At 48.9% G+C, this 17,351-nt stretch carries 16 protein-coding genes; 13 read left to right on the forward strand and 3 right to left on the reverse strand.

The genetic code is table 11. From position 1 onward, the window contains the following. The first annotated feature begins 101 nt into the window (after nt 1-101). The 3 genes from AC4IFB_RS15680 to AC4IFB_RS15690 all read left to right on the forward strand — a co-directional run bounded on the left by AC4IFB_RS15680 (nt 102) and on the right by AC4IFB_RS15690 (nt 3,409). The gene (locus tag AC4IFB_RS15680; RefSeq protein ID WP_490780657.1) at nt 102-1,538 is read left to right on the forward strand and encodes a transporter substrate-binding domain-containing protein; all 1,437 of its coding nucleotides are present in this window, start codon (nt 102-104) and stop codon (nt 1,536-1,538) included. 119 nt (nt 1,539-1,657) lie between these two features. Further along, on the forward strand, nt 1,658-2,293 hold the full coding sequence (locus AC4IFB_RS15685) for an MlaC/ttg2D family ABC transporter substrate-binding protein (RefSeq protein ID WP_490775925.1): 636 nt from the start codon (nt 1,658-1,660) through the stop codon (nt 2,291-2,293). Nucleotides 2,294-2,500: 207 nt separating this feature from the next. Continuing rightward, nucleotides 2,501-3,409, forward strand: coding sequence for a hypothetical protein (locus AC4IFB_RS15690; protein WP_490780658.1), 909 nt, complete (start codon nt 2,501-2,503; stop codon nt 3,407-3,409). 284 nt (nt 3,410-3,693) lie between these two features. Here the strand turns inward: AC4IFB_RS15690 and AC4IFB_RS15695 are convergent, their stop codons facing one another. From AC4IFB_RS15695 to AC4IFB_RS15705, 3 genes are all read right to left on the reverse strand, one after another. After that, entirely contained in the window at nt 3,694-4,335 is a 642-nt protein-coding gene (locus AC4IFB_RS15695; protein WP_490780659.1) for a methyltransferase family protein, read from the reverse strand. Nucleotides 4,336-4,428: 93 nt separating this feature from the next. Further along, on the reverse strand, nt 4,429-5,343 hold the full coding sequence (ppk2, locus tag AC4IFB_RS15700) for a polyphosphate kinase 2 (protein WP_490775922.1): 915 nt from the start codon (nt 5,341-5,343) through the stop codon (nt 4,429-4,431). Between the two features lie 92 nt (nt 5,344-5,435). Beyond that, entirely contained in the window at nt 5,436-7,166 is a 1,731-nt protein-coding gene (locus tag AC4IFB_RS15705; RefSeq protein ID WP_490775921.1) for a chloride channel protein, read from the reverse strand. A gap of 109 nt (nt 7,167-7,275) precedes the next feature. Here AC4IFB_RS15705 and AC4IFB_RS15710 point away from each other — a divergent pair, with 109 nt between their 5' ends. The 10 genes from AC4IFB_RS15710 to AC4IFB_RS15755 all read left to right on the forward strand — a co-directional run. Then, a complete protein-coding gene (locus AC4IFB_RS15710; RefSeq protein ID WP_490775920.1) occupies nt 7,276-8,007 on the forward strand; it encodes a class I SAM-dependent methyltransferase in 732 nt (243 codons plus the stop codon). 128 nt (nt 8,008-8,135) lie between these two features. Continuing rightward, nucleotides 8,136-8,387, forward strand: coding sequence for a FeoA family protein (locus AC4IFB_RS15715; protein WP_490780660.1), 252 nt, complete (start codon nt 8,136-8,138; stop codon nt 8,385-8,387). Nucleotides 8,388-8,412: 25 nt separating this feature from the next. Next, the gene (gene feoB / locus AC4IFB_RS15720) at nt 8,413-10,767 is read left to right on the forward strand and encodes a Fe(2+) transporter permease subunit FeoB (RefSeq protein WP_490780661.1); all 2,355 of its coding nucleotides are present in this window, start codon (nt 8,413-8,415) and stop codon (nt 10,765-10,767) included. Beyond that, nucleotides 10,767-11,003, forward strand: coding sequence for a FeoC-like transcriptional regulator (locus AC4IFB_RS15725; RefSeq protein WP_490775917.1), 237 nt, complete (start codon nt 10,767-10,769; stop codon nt 11,001-11,003). The genes feoB and AC4IFB_RS15725 overlap by 1 nt, the downstream gene beginning before the upstream one ends. A 288-nt stretch (nt 11,004-11,291) precedes the next feature. After that, the gene (locus AC4IFB_RS15730) at nt 11,292-13,649 is read left to right on the forward strand and encodes a type I secretion system permease/ATPase (RefSeq protein WP_490780662.1); all 2,358 of its coding nucleotides are present in this window, start codon (nt 11,292-11,294) and stop codon (nt 13,647-13,649) included. Between the two features lie 64 nt (nt 13,650-13,713). Continuing rightward, on the forward strand, nt 13,714-15,114 hold the full coding sequence (locus AC4IFB_RS15735) for an HlyD family type I secretion periplasmic adaptor subunit (RefSeq protein ID WP_490780663.1): 1,401 nt from the start codon (nt 13,714-13,716) through the stop codon (nt 15,112-15,114). A 262-nt stretch (nt 15,115-15,376) separates the two neighbouring features. Next, nucleotides 15,377-15,817 carry a hypothetical protein gene (locus tag AC4IFB_RS15740; RefSeq protein WP_490780664.1) on the forward strand — a complete coding sequence of 147 codons (441 nt, stop codon included), beginning with the start codon at nt 15,377-15,379 and terminating at the stop codon, nt 15,815-15,817. Between the two features lie 14 nt (nt 15,818-15,831). Further along, nucleotides 15,832-15,978 (forward strand): hypothetical protein, encoded by a 147-nt coding sequence (locus tag AC4IFB_RS15745; protein WP_490780665.1) that lies wholly within the window; start codon nt 15,832-15,834, stop codon nt 15,976-15,978. Between the two features lie 110 nt (nt 15,979-16,088). Next, entirely contained in the window at nt 16,089-16,628 is a 540-nt protein-coding gene (locus AC4IFB_RS15750) for a hypothetical protein (RefSeq protein WP_490780666.1), read from the forward strand. A gap of 149 nt (nt 16,629-16,777) precedes the next feature. Then, nucleotides 16,778-17,351, forward strand: a 574-nt coding sequence (locus AC4IFB_RS15755) for a transposase (RefSeq protein ID WP_490780667.1), incomplete at its 3' end; no start/stop codon positions are given.

A 17,351-nucleotide genomic window follows, 5' to 3' on the forward strand; every position in this document is an offset into this window, starting at 1 on the left:
CGATTGTCTAATATTCTGTAAATCTATCTTGGCAGAAGGCTCAGTTCATGAAATAGTCTGTAACAGATGGGTAGAGGGTGAGTGAAGCGGTGAGTTCACGGATGTTATTACAGAAGCTTGGTCTGGGCCTTTTAGGGCTATTTCTTGCAGGCCAGGTATGTGCTCAGGTCTCCAGATTTAATCTGGCTGAAAAACAGTGGTTGGATGATCATCAGAACCTGAAAGTGGGTGTGGTTCAGATGACTGCGCCAGTGCTCTATTTCGAAGGTGGTCAGGCGATGGGACTGGCTGCTGACTATCTGCGCGCCTTATCGTCTAAGACCGGGCTGAATCTGGATATTGTTAAGTACAACAATAGTGAGCGCCTGGAGCAGGGGCTTCGAGAAGGTGAAATCGATCTGATAGGGGCTATGGTTCATTCCGCATCCAGCTCTGCCGATCTACATTTTTCCCGTCCCTATCTGAATTTACCAGCTGCGCTCTATGGTAAGGGTAAGATTACCGCCCAGGGCCTTGCCGATATCGCAGGGGGGGAGATCGCGGTGCTTGCCGGAAGTATCTGGGAAGAGGTTCTGCCCCACTACTTGCCTGGACTTCGTGCTAAATCATTCCCGACCCTGGATGCTGCTTTGCAGTCGGTGCTCGATGGTCGCATTCAAGTCTACCTTGGCGATGCAGCCAGTGTTGACCATTTACTGAAAGTTGGACAATTCAATGGGTTAACAGCGAGCCAACGGCTCGACCTGACTCTGGACATTGCATTGGTGACCCATGCATCCACGCCCGTCCTGCACAGTCTACTGCAAAAAGCGATGGATCGACTGAGTGAAGAAGAGATACATGAAATCTGGAATAACTGGCCGGGGATCGAACGTCCTCTACCTTATCAGTCCGGTTTCCTGGTCTATCTGCTCTGGGGTGTATTGCTGATTGCCTGGAGCCTGTTGCTGATGTGGATTGTCAAAAAGCGCTCAAAGCAGGGGCTTGAGCACCATCGTAGTAAGACTCGTCGTTCAATCAAACGATTGAGGCGACGTGAGGAGCTACTTAAACATAAACTGATGCAAATCAAGCACAAATCCAAACGTTACAGGATTCGATCAAAGAAACTGCAGCATCAGATAACATTCATGGAGGAGATTCTGCCGAGCGCCTCCTGGAGTTGGGATCCTGCCAATGGTGACTGTTTTTGGGAAGATGATATGTTCACCCTGACCGGCCTCGAGAAAGATGAATTCAAGCCGACTCTGGAGTCATTTCTGACACTGGTTCATGAGCAGGACAGAGTCTTGTTAGAGCCCCTATTGCAGAAAGAGACGACGGGTTCGAGTAAAATCAGTTATCGGATAGTGTTGCCTGATGGCACTGAAATTCAGCTATTACAGTACAGTCACTTTGAAGGGGCAGCAGAGGAGAGTGATCCCAAGTGGGTATGTATCTGTTGGCGGATCGACAACTATTCAAGTGCTCAGAATCAGCGGCATCTATCTGTTGTGCCTGCTGCTACATCAATTAAGGATGAGAAAGCGGGAGACTGAAGAGGCTGACACACGCTTGGAAATATGATTTCCTGCATGTGGTTTGTGTGGCATTCCCACGCACCTTTCCTAAAATCTGTTGTCTCAACAACCAGCTAAAAATTACGGGATTAAGACCCATGATGAGATTGTTTGCCATTTTACTGCTAACCCTGACGTTCACTGCCAGTCTGCCGGCTGCAGCCAAGGTGACCCCTTCAGAACGGGTTAAAGAGACAGTTAACAGTATCCTTGAGATACTCAAAGATGAAAATCTTGGTAAGACCGAGCGCCGGGAGATGGTGAAGAGCATTGTTCGTTCTCGATTCGACTATGACTCCATGTCCCAGGTGATTTTGGCGACCAACTGGCGCAAGGCAACTGATGAACAACGTCAACAGTTCATCATACTGTTTCGTGAATTACTGGAGCAGACCTACTTTTCGGCCATGGATAGCTACACTAACCAAACTGTACGAATGGGGCGTGAGCGCCTGAAGGGTAAGCTGGCAAACGTACAGACCTATATTGTCGCATCAAATAAAGAGTTGCCGGTGAGCTACAAGCTACGTTACCGCAATGAAGACTGGTACGCTTATGACGTGGCTGTGGATGGAGTGAGTCTTGTCAGTAACTACCGCACCTCGTTTAGAAACCTGGTAAAAACCAAGGGGATGGACGGGTTGCTTGAGGAACTTGCGAAAAAGGTTGCTACACTCAAGTCTCAGAATAAGAAAATTGAAAAAGAAGAGATGCCTGAAGCATCTACAGATTAAGGAACCTCTGAACAATATAGTGCCGAACTGTTTAGCTGATCAAAACATTCCGATCATGTGTGAGAATTCTGCGTAGTAGTCTGCTATTGCTAAGATCCTCAACACTGTATGGGTGCCTGTTGGCAGCAAGATGTCGGTCAATGGCTTGTTCAGAGGTTGCTTGAAAATCCCTATATACCAATCTGGATCATCGAAGGAGAAACAAGCATGTATAAGAAGAAACTCTTGACCCTGATGGTGGCATCCCTGCTGCCTTTTAGCGCAATACTGAATGCTGAAGAAGCCACCACTGAGGCTGCTGGCCTTGAAACTGAAGTGGCTGAAGAGGCAAATGTTAGTGAATCGGACACCGCATCATCTGAGATGATGGAGCCCGCCCCAGCAGAGGAGAGTACGGAGGCCGATTCGAGTGAAGCCGCGGTTCCTCAGGTTGCGGAAAGTAGTGAAGCGGAACCCGTTGAACCTGCTGCCGTCGATGAGGCTGCCTCAGATCAAGCAGCTGAGGCTGAGGTGACTGCAAAGCACGATCCTGAGGAAATCATGGCTCAACGCTGGAAAGAGCGGGAGCAACGATATCAGGCTCTGCGGCAACGTGCAGAAGAGGCTGGGGTAATGTTGCCAGCTCAACCACCTTGGCGTTCGTCCCAACGAGACTCTGTCAGACCCAGTATGGATGAGCGCATGGAGCACCACCAGAAAATGATGAACATGAGTTCTGAAGAGCGTGATGCTTTTCGTCAGCAGCGCTATCAGGAGATGCGTGAGAAGGCTCAGCAACAGGGCCTTGAAATGCCGGAGACTCCACCTTGGGTAGCTCGCAGGCAGGCAATGGAGGATGAGTGGGCAAAGCATCAGAAGGTCATCGAAGGCATGTCTGAAGAAGAGCGGGCGGCTTGTCATGCCATGCACCGCCGCCATATGGGACGGGGGGCAGGTCACGGCATGGGGCAAGGTCATGGTATGGGGCATCCCGGTATGGGATGTGGTGGCCCAGGTAATTGTCAGGGGCCTTATGGAAATCCTGGTGGCGCTCCAGCACACGGGTATCCTGGTTACGGCTACGGCCCGGGCGCTGCACCCTATGGTCAAGGGAGTTTCTGGGATCCAAGTTACTAAGTGCTGGGCTAGTGTGAAGCAGCACCCTAGTATTGATCCTGATTTAGACTCCGTTGGTGGGGCATGGCCCCACCCTACCAAATAGCACAAGGTTGGGATGGCCCCACCCTACCAAATAGCACAAGGTTGGGATGGCCCCACCCTACCAAATAGCGCAAGGTTGGGATGGCCCCACCCTACCAAATAGCACAAGGTTGGGATGGCCCCACCCAGTTAAATAGCTCAGGGTAGGGTGGGGCCATGCCCCACCAATCAAGGCAGAAAATACTTACGGTACTTTGCGACTACTCATTCTGTAGGGCTTTAGCCTGATGTTTTGAGAGATACTTCCAGGGTCTTGGAACCAGTCCCGGAACGCGTTTACGGTAGTCACGATAGCGTTCACCGTGAAACACCAGCAGTTTCCTCTCTTCCAGAACGGAACCGTAGATCAGATAGAGAGAGATACAAACGGCAGAAACCAATCGTGCCGGATCTATATCCTGGGTCCAGACAAGCACCAGTCCAAGGCTATACCAGGGGTGACGTACAAATCGGTGTAGCGGTGAGATGTGCAGCTGTTCCTGGTCTGCCGTACCCTGTTGTTGTCGCTGCAACTGTCTTAAGCCGAGAAATTCCCTGCTGTCGTAATAGCGTAATGACCAGACGAATCCCAAGCAGGCCATCAGCATCAATAAGTAAGCAACCCAGGCCCAAGCTCCCTGCCAACGCCATAAGGGTTCACTATGAAGCCACCATAGGGCCAGCAGTGGTGGCACTATTAAGACCACAGCCAGGATATTGTAGAGAATTCGATACCAGGGCAGTATTCCCGGAAGACGTGATGCAAGCCACTGTTTCAGGGTGAGTGAAGCCAGCAGAGAGTGGATTGCAAAGTAACCCAGCCACAACAGCGCTAGCAGCGTAAGGTGGAGTGTTTGCGGCATAGTGTTGTGTCTGGTATGACCTGTTCCTGAAGGTCGTGAACAGGGCATATATTGCCTGGATAACGCCGAAGTAATCTCCGGCGAGGTTATTGATCAGCCGACGAACTTGCCTTTTTGCAAACGTTGAGCCTCCATCAATTCCAACTCTCTGGAACCGGAGATGACCACGCTTGGGTCGGGGACATAATCGAGATCGCTATTCAAACGCTCATAGGGTACCGAATTGAGGATCACCCGCATGGCGTTGAGACGGGCCAGATGTTTGTCATTTGAGCGAATAATCGTCCAAGGGGCATGGGTGGTATTGGTACGTCTCAACATCTCATATTTCTGAGTTGTAAAATCGTCCCATCGATCCTGAGCCTGTACATCGATCTCAGACAGTTTCCACTGACGGAGATTGTCGCTCTTACGACGCTCGAACCGTCTTGCCTGCTCCTCTTTTGTTACAGAGAAATAGAGTTTTACGAGAATGGTGCCCTGACGAACCAGATCTTTTTCAAAGCCTGGGCAGCCGACCATGAAGTTCTCATACTCTTCATCACTGCAAAAACCGAAGATCGGTTCCACCACTGCACGGTTGTACCAGCTGCGATCGAAGAGCACCACTTCTCCGCCACGAGGGCATTGAGTGACATATTTCTGGAAGAACCACTGGGTTTTCTGTTCATCGGTGGGTTTGCCCAGTGCAACGACCCGATAGTGTTTCTCATTCATATATCGGGTGACACGTCGAATAGTGCCGCCTTTACCTGCAGCGTCGCGTCCTTCGAAAAGAATGACCATGCGGGTGCGGGTCGCCTCCAGGTATTGCTGCATTTTGATCAGCTCAGCCTGGTAAGGTTTTAGTTCTTCCTCTCGGTTGAATCTTCGAACGGCCTTCTTTTCCTGCTTCTGCGTATTCTCGGCATCAGCTTTGAGTTTATTGTATTCAGCCAGTAACTCATCCAATCGTACCGGCTGTTCATCAACGAGGATGGTGTCTGGATTGTTAATAGTGTCGTTCATGAGCCCCCCTCAACAGTCGCTTTAAATGATTAGCAATATCTTATGCTTTTTAGCCTTTAAATGTTGGTTTTTTTTGCCTTCTTGCAGTGAATTCAAAAGTGGTAAGCCGATTCAATCTGAGTGCGGGTCAATATGCCCTGGATGCGCCAATAGTGTGCCTCGTCGAACCATTCGATGTAGAGTGCTTCGGCGCTGCTGTTATCCAATGCCTCTAAAGCCTCCTGCAGGGTGGACTGCATACGGATAGGAGCCATTTGGTAGCGGGTGGCAGGTATATTCAGCAGATCCAACTCCTGATCATCATGTAACTCAAGGTTTCGCAGCAGCTCGACGCTGGGCATCAATACCCACTCCTCATCTGCGTCATTAATCAACACCCAGTCCGGTTTCTGGTTGAGGGCCATCTTTGCGGCATCACGACTCATTTTTGCATCGAGCTGGACAAAACTCCGGCTCATGAATTCAGCAGCTCCGGTTCGCCTCAAAGATTGCATTACCGGGTCGGTATGGTAGTTCAATCCAGAGGCCTCCAGCAGAGTATGGAACATCGATGACTTACCAAACAACTCACTGCTGACCAGGCTGGCTACGACAATCGCCAGCATCCCAGGCATGATGATTTCCGGGTTGTGGGTCAATTCGATCACTGTGGTCAGTGCTGCAAGGGGGGCTTGCAGAGCAGCCCCCATTACTGCGCCCATGCCGATCAGGGCATAGACTCCTGGGTCGGATACCTGGCCATCAAACAGAAGTGAGGGTAGAGGGGCGAATAGCCCACCCAGGGCGGCGCCGATGAAAAGTGCTGGTCCTATGGTGCCTCCGGGAATGCCCAATCCGATGCTGGCGGCAGTGGCAACAAGTTTTGCAATCACCAGCAGCACAAGCAGATTTAAAGCAACGTCACCAAGCAGTATCTGGTTGACTGTATCGTAGCCGATGCCCATCACCTGAGGGGCAACGAGTGCACAGAGACCGACCAACAGACCGGCGCTTAGATTGCGTACCCAGAAGGGCAGTTTCTGGCTCTTGTCTGAGACAAACTCAATTAGATGGACATAGGTTGCAGAGACAACACCGGCCGCAAGGCCAAGCAGTAGAATAAACGCCAACTCATGAAGTGAGCCAAGTTGAGTAACTTCCAGGTCGAATACCCGCCCCCCTTCAAAGAGCATCAAAGAGAGGCTGTTGGCACTTACTGCAGCAAGCATGATCGGGATGAAACTGACCAGGGTATACTCCATCATCACAACTTCCAGGGCGAAGATCACCCCTGCCAGGGGGGTATCGAATGATGCTGAGATCCCGGCCGCTGTTCCACAACCAACCAGTATACGGATGCTGTTGTTGGGTAGGGATAGGTATTGACCCAGCAGTGAACCGCTGGCGGCACCGAGGAACACATGGGGCCCCTCTCTTCCCACTGAATGGCCGCTGATAATAGCGATTGCCGCGCCGAAAAACTGCAAAAAGAAACCTCGCAGAGAGAGGTGACCTTGATGATAGATCAGACGCTCCATGACCCGTGGGATGCCTAAAACATGGAGCCCCTTTGAATAGCGCAGGAAAATCAGCCCTAACACCAGACCACCTAAAACAGGAAGGGCGAACTGCAGCAGAGGTGGCAAAGCCTCATAATTTTCAGCATTTCCACCTGGCAGCATGGATGATTGAATCGATTCAACCAGCAGGCGGAAAATAACGATCACCATACCGGCTACGAATCCACACATCAGGCCGAGAACAGATAGGATCAGCAAGGCGTCGTGACGGGAGAGCTGCAGGCGCAGCCGGTCAAACCAATTTACAATCCCATCGAATAGCACAATATGCAAACCTGTAGAATAGAATGAGTCATAGTTTACGAGTTACTCAGGGGGAACAACAATGTGTAACCTTACTGGGTACAAAGCAAGATAATGGAGCAGTAGTAAGATGTCAGCAAATCAGATGGTTCTTGACCGGCCTGAGGCTTATGTTACCGGGCGGGAGTTGGATATTATGGAGCAGCTGCTGCCCTTCGATAATATGCGGGGGCTGGAGTTGGGGTGCGGCGCTGCCTGGCTCACAAGAGAGTTGGCACAACGGCATCCTGACTGCACTTTTATTGCCACTGAAGTGGATGCTATTCAGCACCAGAAAAACCTGGCTAGTCCCATCTCCAATCTCCAGTTTCGGCTTGAAGGGGCGCAATCCATCAGCGAGATGGATGAGAGTATCGATGCGGTATGGATGTTGAAATCACTGCATCATGTCCCGCAGCCAATGATGGCGCAGGCAATGGATGAGATTGCACGGGTTTTAAAGCCTGGGGGCTACGCCTATTTCTCAGAGCCGGTCTATAGTGGTGATTTCAATGCACTGATGAGCCTGGTTCATGATGAGAAGATCGTCAGAGAAGAGGCCTTTTCAGCGATCTGCAGTTTGGCTGATCGCCCGGAAATGGCGCTGGAGCAACAGGTTTTCCTGAATGTCCCGGGCTGCTATAAATCCTGGGAGGTGTTCGAGTCCCGGTTCCTGAAAGTGACCCACACAAAGCTGGAGATCAATGAAGTCCAGTATGAGCGGATCAAGCAAGGATTTCTGCGCCAGATGGGCGAAGATGGTGCACATTTTCTCAAACCGCACCGAATTGATCTCGTGAGAAAGTCGCTCACTGGTGATTAGCCGCTGTTTTTTACAGCATTAGTTAATCGCCAAATACTGTAAAATGGTGATTGCATGGGCGTGTTGTCCCTGCTCTAATGAGAATCATTAATATTTAATTGCGGATCTATCCATCTGGATGAGTGATATTGGAACATTTCCTCTCTGACAAACTGGTGAAACTGTCTGGATTACCAGTCGGTAGCCGTGCCTGCATCAAACGGGTAGTGGGAGGACGACTTTTGGTTCATCGCCTGCTCAGTCTGGGTCTGAGAGTAGGATCGGAAATAGAGCTTTTACAGCGAAGAGGAAGTGGTGTGGTTGTTGCTTGTCAAGGTTCAAGGGTTGCTTTAGGCGCTGGTGTGGCGGAAAAGTTGCTCCTGAGTCCAATAGAGCGCTAAGCGCAACAAGGAATTACGAACCATAATGGCCTGTCACGATTCGGAGATTTCAGATATTCCGTCAACCCCAGGGACGTTGACCATCGCCCTTGCGGGAAACCCCAACTGCGGAAAAACCGCACTGTTCAATATCCTCACCGGTATTCGCCAACGTACGGGCAACTGGCCTGGTGTCACGGTGGATCGAAAGGAGGGGCAGTTTCAGATCGACAGTGATGAAGTGAATGCTGTGGATCTACCAGGCATCTACTCCCTTGACGCCTCCTCTCAGGATGAGAAAGTCACCCGGGACTACCTGCTCTCAGGGGAGGCTGATCTCATCGTCAATGTTGTTGACGCCTCCAACCTGGAGAGGAATCTCTATTTCACGGTACAGATGCTTGAGATGGGTGTGCCACTCCTGCTGGTACTGAATATGATGGATGTGGCGCGCAAACGTGGAATGGAGATCGATCTCCAGCGCCTTAGCGAAGAGCTTGGTTGCCAGGTGATACCTGTGGTCGCGGTCAGCGGAGAGGGGGTCACCAAGCTAAAAGGTGCTATCCAGGATCTTGCAGCCGGAGCCATCAAAGGTGGATTTCCACTGGCTCAGGATGAGATGGTGGAACAGGCAATCACTGATCTGGAGTCCGGATTACAGCTGCCTGACAGTCGCTACCACTCCCAACGCCGCTGGTTGCTGCTGAAGATGCTAGAAGGTGACGAATTTGCCTTGAACTTCGCGGATGATCTACTGCATGAGCGGATAGACAACTGGCGAAAAATGATCGAAGACCGGGTCGATGAGGAGCTGGATATCCACATTGCGGATTCCCGTTTCAGTCATGCCCACGCCATTGCCCAGAACGCGACTCGCAACCAGGGGCGTCTGGAAAAGACAATCAGTGACCGTATCGATAAGGTTGTACTCAGCAAGCTGTTCGGTATCCCGGTGTTTTTGGCCGTGATGTATCTGATGTTTATGTTTGCTATCAACATCGGCGGTGCATTTATCGACTTCTTCGATGGCGTGGCCGGCGCCCTGTTTGTTGATGGCTTCGGCCACTTGTTGGCGTCAATCAATGTGCCTCAATGGCTGGTTGTGTTGCTGGCTGATGGCGCTGGTGGTGGCATTCAGGTCGTTGCCACATTCATCCCGATTATCACCGCCCTCTATCTGTTTCTGTCGGTTGTGGAAGATTCAGGCTACATGGCCCGAGCCGCCTTTGTCATGGATCGATTCATGCGCTCCATCGGCCTGCCCGGTAAAGCCTTCGTACCGATGATTGTCGGATTTGGCTGCAACGTACCTGCAGTGATGGCGACCCGAACCCTGGAGAGTGATCGGGAGCGCAAACTCACCATACTGATGAATCCCTTCATGTCTTGTGGCGCACGTCTGCCGGTCTATGTTCTGTTTGCAGCGGCTTTTTTCCCCCAGAGTGGACAGAATCTTGTTTTCAGTCTCTACCTGATCGGCATCGCCGTAGCGATACTGACTGGGCTGATCATGAAGAAAACGCTCCTATCCGGTGAGAGTTCAGGCTTCATGATGGAGTTGCCTCACTACCACATGCCGACCCTGAGAGGGGTGATGTTACGCACCTGGGATCGGGTGAAACTATTTATCAAAGAGGCAGGGCAGGTGATTGTGATCATGGTTCTGGTGATCAATACCCTCAACTCAATCGGTACGGATGGCAGTTTCGGTAATGAAGACACCGAGCACTCGGTCTTGAGCGCAGTGAGTAAAGCGGTGACTCCGGTACTCTCGCCAATGGGTATAACCGATGACAACTGGCCGGCAACGGTTGGTGTCTTTACCGGTATTCTGGCAAAAGAGACGGTGGTGGGCACCCTGGATGCACTCTACAGCAATATTGCTAATGATGAGGCTGGGGTTTCAGGAGATACAACACCCTTCGACTTCTGGATGGCGATCAAACAGGCTGTCGAGACCGTACCTGAAAACCTACTTGGAATAAAAGATCTGCTCACAGATCCATTGGCTATGGATGTTGGTGATATCTCCAGCATCGAAGCGGCTGCGGAAGCGCAAGAGATCAATATCGGAGTATTCGGTGCAATGGCGGCACGTTTTGATGGTCAGGCAGGGGCTTTTGCCTATCTGCTTTTTATCCTGCTCTACTCTCCCTGTGTCGCAACCATCGGCGCAATCCGTCGTGAGGCAGGGCCGCGCTGGGCTGCTTTTGTGGTTGCCTGGTCAACGGGGGTCGCCTTCGTTTCAGCAAGCCTCTTTTATCAGTTGGCTACCTATGACAGCCATCCAGACAGCGGCCTGTTTTGGGTTGTCGTGCTGATTGGTCTGCTGGTTGCGACCATTGTCGGGTTAAGGTTCTGGTCAATGCGCGGTCAGGCCAATGCCAAAGTTGAATTCTGATGCTGTCGGCCATTCGCGATTATCTGCAACAGCGTGGAGAAGCTTCACTGGCGGATATTGCCCGCTATCTGGATGCTGATGCAGAAGCCGTGCGCGGGATGCTTGAACAGTGGGAGCGCAAAGGCCGTGTCGAGCGTCGAAAAATAAAGGCTGAGTGTGGTTCCAGCTGTAACCGATGTGATCCTTTAGCAATGGAACTCTATGTCTGGCGTGGTGGCGTAACACGTAAGAGTTGATGGCAGCTATCTCACTGCACATTCTTGTGGGAAGGGGATGAAATTGAAGGATAGGTACACGAAATGAGTGATACGACCTCAGGTGTTACCTACGTGTAGGCGTCATCGCTTCTTCAAGCCGAATCGCAGGTTGCGGCTTTGCCACACCATTTGTATTTTAAATTCCTGAGGTTAGGCCTGTTTGTTCTTGACGATGCGCTGTTCAATTATCTAGTATGCCAGCCATCTGTTTGATGGGAATTATAACCGGTCTTTTTAAAGATCGGCTTAAAGGAATAACGAAAAGGTATGGATACCGGACTTCAGTCACTGGTCACGATTGCCCAGTTTCATCGACTGCCTGCAGAACCAGAGCAACTTGCTCACCAGTTCGCCCAGCCAGGCCAAACCTTTGGCGATACGGAAATACTACAAGCGGCAAAGGCGCTAACCCTCAAAGCCAAGCGCCTGACCCTCACTCTGCCTGAGATTCAGAATCGGGCACTGCCGGCGATCGCCAGGTTAAACGATGGCCATTATGTCATTCTCGCCAGACTGGCCAGTGAGGATGACAGAGCCGACAAAGCAAAGCATCCCCCAAGCCTGCTAATTCATGATCTACGCGATGAACGCCCAAAGACCCTGACTCAAGATGAGTTTGCCGCACAGTGGTCTGGTGAACTCATTCTTCTAACCCGACGCCATGGATTGGGTGAGAGTCTGCAGCAGAAGTTCGACATCTCTTGGTTTATTCCCGCTCTGGTCAAGTACCGCAAACTCTTTGGCGAAGTCCTGATCGCCTCCTTTTTCCTGCAGATTTTCGCCCTGATCACCCCACTCTTTTTCCAGGTGGTGATGGACAAAGTGTTGGTTCATCGGGGCTTCACCACCCTGGATGTGTTAGCAGTGGGCTTCTTCGTATTGGTGGTGTTCGACGCCTTGATGGGGGGAATCCGTAACTACCTCTTCAGCCATACTACTAATCGAGTTGACGTCTCCCTGGGTTCGCGTCTCTACAACCATCTGATGGCGCTACCCTTGGCCTATTTTGAATCCCGCCAAGTGGGTCAGAATGTCGCGCGGGTTCGAGAGCTGGACACCCTTAGAAACTTCATCACGGGTACAGCCCTGACACTGATCATTGACCTCTTTTTTGTTTTCGTCTTCCTTGCGGTGATGTGGTACTACAGCCCGACTTTGACCTGGATCGTGCTCGCCACAATCCCGCTCTATGTGCTGCTCTCCCTGTTTATCACCCCCATCCTGCGTCATCGGCTCAACGATAAATTCAAACACGGCGCAGCCAACACCGCCTTCCTGACCGAGTCGATCACCGGTATCGGTACCGTTAAGTCGATGGCCGTTGAACCCCAGATGCAGCGCAAGCTGGAAGACCATCTCTCCAGCTATGTCCACGCCTCCTTTCGTAGTCAGAACCTCAACAATGTGGCCAATCAGGTGGCGGGGTTAATCAACAAACTGATGACCCTGGGTATCATCTGGTGGGGGGCGCATCTGGTGATAGCGAATGAACTCACCGTCGGCCAACTGGTCGCCTTCAACATGCTGGCAGGTAGGGTCAGTAGCCCGATCCTTAAGCTGGTTCAGCTGTGGCAGGATTTCCAACAGGCCGGTATCTCGCTCGAAAGACTGGGTGATATCCTCAACACGCCAAGAGAGCCAGGCTTCAATCCAAATCGTTCACGTCTGCCCGCTCTGAAGGGCGAAGTTACCCTGGATCATATACGGTTTCGTTACCGCCCGGATGGCCCGATCATTCTTGATGACCTGAGTTTACGCTGCAGGCCCGGAGAAGTGATCGGAATTGTCGGACGTTCCGGTTCAGGTAAAAGCACCATCACCAAACTGATTCAACGACTCTACATCCCTGAATCGGGAAGATTGATGATTGATGGTGTCGATCTCACGATGGTCGATACAACCTGGCTCCGGCAACAGATCGGTGTGGTGTTGCAGGAGAATTTTCTATTCAACAGAACCATTCGGGAAAATATCGCCCTTGCGAATCCCGCCTTACCCATGGAGCAGGTAATCCAGGCCGCGAAGCTGTCAGGTGCTCATGATTTCATTACCGACCTGCCGGAAGGCTACGATACTCTTGTCGGAGAACAGGGGAGTAACCTTTCAGGTGGACAAAGGCAGCGCATGGCTATTGCGCGAGCCCTGATCGGTAATCCCAGATTGTTGATCTTCGATGAAGCCACCAGTGCCCTCGACTACGAGTCAGAAAGAGTTATCCAGGACAACATGGCAGCGATTTGCCAGGGCCGTACAGTCTTCATCATCGCTCACCGACTGAGTACAGTGAGACAATGCGACCGAATCATCGTCCTGGACAAAGGACGAATCATAGAGCAAGGCAACCATCAGAGTCTGCTCAAAGCCAATGGCTACTACGCCAAACTACACAGTTACCAAAACCATACCCCAGTACTACGCCAGGTGCCGGTTAAACCACACAAACCGATTCAGCCAGAGTCAGCCATTACCCAAACACCACTAGACAACAGACAGAAACCAATTCCACAACAAAGATCAGAGAGCCATCGAGAAAATAGAGAAGAGATCGATGAAAGTTGGGCGTTGGAACTACTGGATGAACAGGAGAGGGAAGCCCTAAAAAATGAAATCAAAAATAGCAACTAAGACCAACCCCCGTAGGGTGCGGCCCTGCCGCACCATGCCCAGCTAAAATGATAAACGCCTAATAATGAATGCATTAATAGACAGCTTCCGCGATGCCTGGAAAAACCGTCATACCCTAGGTGACAACGAAAAAGAGCAAACCCTCACTGCATTCCTCCCAGCAGCCTTGGAGATTCAGGAGACACCGCCTAACCCGCTTACGAGATGGTTAGCCAAAAGTATCGTGGTACTGCTATTAATCGGTATCACCTGGGCAATCTTCGGCAAAGTAAATATCGTAGCCAGTGCAGAAGGAAAAATCCTTCCAGGCTCACGGGTGAAAGTGATTCAACCACTGCAAAAAGGCATCATCAAAAAAATCCTGGTATCAGAGGGAGAGTATGTCACCCAGGGACAACCATTGATCGAACTTGACAGCACCCTGACCGGTGCTGACGAAAGTCGTTCAGAGAATGAGTTATTCAGTGCTGAGATGAAACTGGCGGTCAACGAAGCGCTACTGAAGAGATTAAACAACAAAAAAGAGAAACCGATTGAAGATTGGGCGGTTGAAATAGCAGATGAACAAGAGAGAACAAAAAACCACTTCAATAAACTGCTGCAAGAGAAATGGTTGCAAATTAAGGCCAGAGAATCGTCACTGATCAGCGCCAAAGAAGCTGCCATTGCAGAGTATAAAGCAACAAAAATAGAGATAGAAAAATTAAAAAAGACACTTCCCATAATAGAAAAAAGAGCAAAGATTCTAAAAGGACTTTATCAAAAGCAATACGCTACAGAGACAGAATATCTGCAACTCGAACAGGAGAGAATTCAGCAATCTCATCAATTGGCAGCAGAAAAGCAACATCTGAGACAACTTAAAGCAACAAAAAAACAGGCGCAACAACAGATCGATGCCCTAATCGCAGAAACAAAGGCAGGTATTCTGGCAGAGATTACTGAAAACAGAAGAGAGATATCAGCACTACAAGAAGAGTTGATAAAAGCGAAAGATGTGAATCAACGTCAAGTGCTATATACACCGGTGGATGGGAGGATACAGGAGTTGTCAGTGACAACAATGGGTGGTGTGGTGACAGAGGCGCAACCGCTGATGAAGATCGTACCGGATGAAGAGAATCTAATTGTAGAAGTTTTTCTGGAAAACAAGGATATCGGCTTTGTAAAAAAAGAGATGCTGGCTGAAGTTAAAGTACACACATTTCCGTTTACAAAATACGGCATCGTTGAATCGGAAGTCATAACCATCTCAGATGATGCAATTATTGATGAAAAGCGTGGTTTGTTATACAGCTTGCTATTAGTAATGAATAAGAAAAGTATCCGTGTAGAAGGGAAGGAGATGGCTCTGTTACCTGGGATGGAAGTGACAGCTGAGTTAAAGATAGGTGAGAGACGCTTGATTGAATTCTTTTTGGCACCGTTGATGAAGCATGGTCAGGAGAGTTTGAGGGAACGCTAATAATCACGAACGTATGTTGAATCTCAAAATAACATGAGGTCAAGAAGGTTTTGAGGTTAATGGATTAATAATCATAAGTGGCTTGTTTGATTATCTATTGTTTCGCTTGTAGTGATCTATTTAGGTATTCAGGTCGCTAAGACTATGAGTATGAATGTGACTATGAAACCTCTATCAGATACAGGCAGGAATGAATATTTGTCTGTTTTGCTGCCCAAAAGTATATCGAGAGATATTTCATCAAATACAAGTGAGGAAAGACATGGCTTTTGTCAATGAATATGCAACTGATGAAGATATTGAAAAATATGATTTATATGGTATATGGGATAAATATCACCCCTTGAGAAAGGGTAAGTATTATTCTGGTAAAAGACCAGCTTTTACGATAAACAGGGAAGAAAATATATTCTTGTTAAAAGTCGGCGGTAGCTGGGAAGATGTGCCATATCGGTCTAGATTTCTTCTCTGGACTAATGGTTCGAGTACAATAATAGATCTAGATACGATGAAAGGAGAAGTAATGAAAGTACAGGATTTAAATTATCAGAAAAAATGGGATCTTGTTGGTATATATCCTGAAAAAGATGTAAATCTTTCTAAAAACGAAATAATCAGTATATTGAAAGACGCGCTTGTCACATTTGGTTTATTTGGTGTTTATAATCCAAAACTAGATATTAATGTCGAATTTAATTTTTAATCAAGGATGAAATTATGTCATTGACTGCAGATGAAGCAAATGTTTTGCTGGGCGCGGTAGAGAGTGCATTAAACGGATTGGGTGGTTCAAACGGTTTATCCGAAAAGCCATTTTATAAAGGCGATCATCGTTTTTGTAGTTTTATGAAGACAGCGGCATGATTATGTCGGTTAAACTGATCGCGTAGATTGGTTCTCTCAAAAAAGCAAGTATGATAATTTAGTAGCTTAAGTGCTTAAATGGAAATTAAACAAAGATCAAGGACGAAACTATGCAAACCCTATCCAATACTGACAATAGTGAATCCTTTCGTGATTTACTACCTGGAATCAACCAAAAGACAAATCACAAGATACATGCGAGGAAAGACATGGCTTTTGTCAATGAATATGCAATTGACGAAGATATTGAAAAATATGATTTATATGGTATATGGGATAAATATCACCCGTTGAGAAAGGGTAAATACTACATTGGGCAACGACCCAGCTTTTGTATTGATAGGAAAAAAAGTATATTTTTGTTGAGAGTGGGAGGCGGTGGAAGAGAGAATCCTACTAGAAAAAGATTCCTTTTATGGATTGATGGTAGTCATGTTGTTGTAGATGTAGAGGTCAGCAGCGAATCAAGCGAAAATCTTGATGATATACCATTCAAAAAAGTATGGAATCTTCTGCGATTAACTACAAAAGAAGATCTAAATAAAACAAGAGATGAAGTATTAATGATACTGAAAGAAGCATTTGCAGCATACGGATACTATGGGGTTTATAAACAAGTACCAGACACTATTGTCAAATTTAACTATTAGTCAGGGATGAGAAATGTCAATAACTGCACGGGAAGTGAATCAACGACTCAATTCAACAATGCATTGGGGACAGTCAACGTTTGAAATGATCATTCAGGTGAGTTAAGGTCAAGTAGTAGATGGAATGTATATAAGCCAAGGAGCCGGCTATGACGATATCGCGCAAGCAACAGATCTGCCTTGATGAAACCCCCTATTACCACTGCATATCCCGCTGTGTGCGCCGAGCCTTTCTGTGTGGAGAGGATGCGTTAACGGGGCAAAGCTACGAACACCGTAGAGAGTGGATCGTTGAAAAGCTCAAGCAGCTTGATGGGGTGTTCTCTATCTCGATCTGCGCTTATGCAGTAATGCACAATCACACTCACACTGTCGTGAAGGTTGATCGTGAAACGGTTTTGAATTGGAAAGATGATGAAGTCATATCCCGGTGGACCAAGCTCTACAAACCAAGCCCTATCGTAGATCGCTATCTGGCTGGCATAAAGCTATCAAAGGCCGAACTGGATGTGGTTGCCGAGGATATCGAAAAGTGGCGGCACAGACTCTACGATGTCAGCTGGTTCATGCGCAATCTCAATGAAGGTATCGCAAGACAGGCCAATGAAGAGGACAATTGTACCGGGAAGTTTTGGGAAGGCAGATTCAAAAGTCAGGCCCTGCTTGACGATGCAGCCCTATTGACCTGTATGAGTTACGTTGACCTCAATCCGATCCGGGCAA

This window comes from Candidatus Thiodiazotropha sp. AKIB8 (assembly GCF_058244675.1).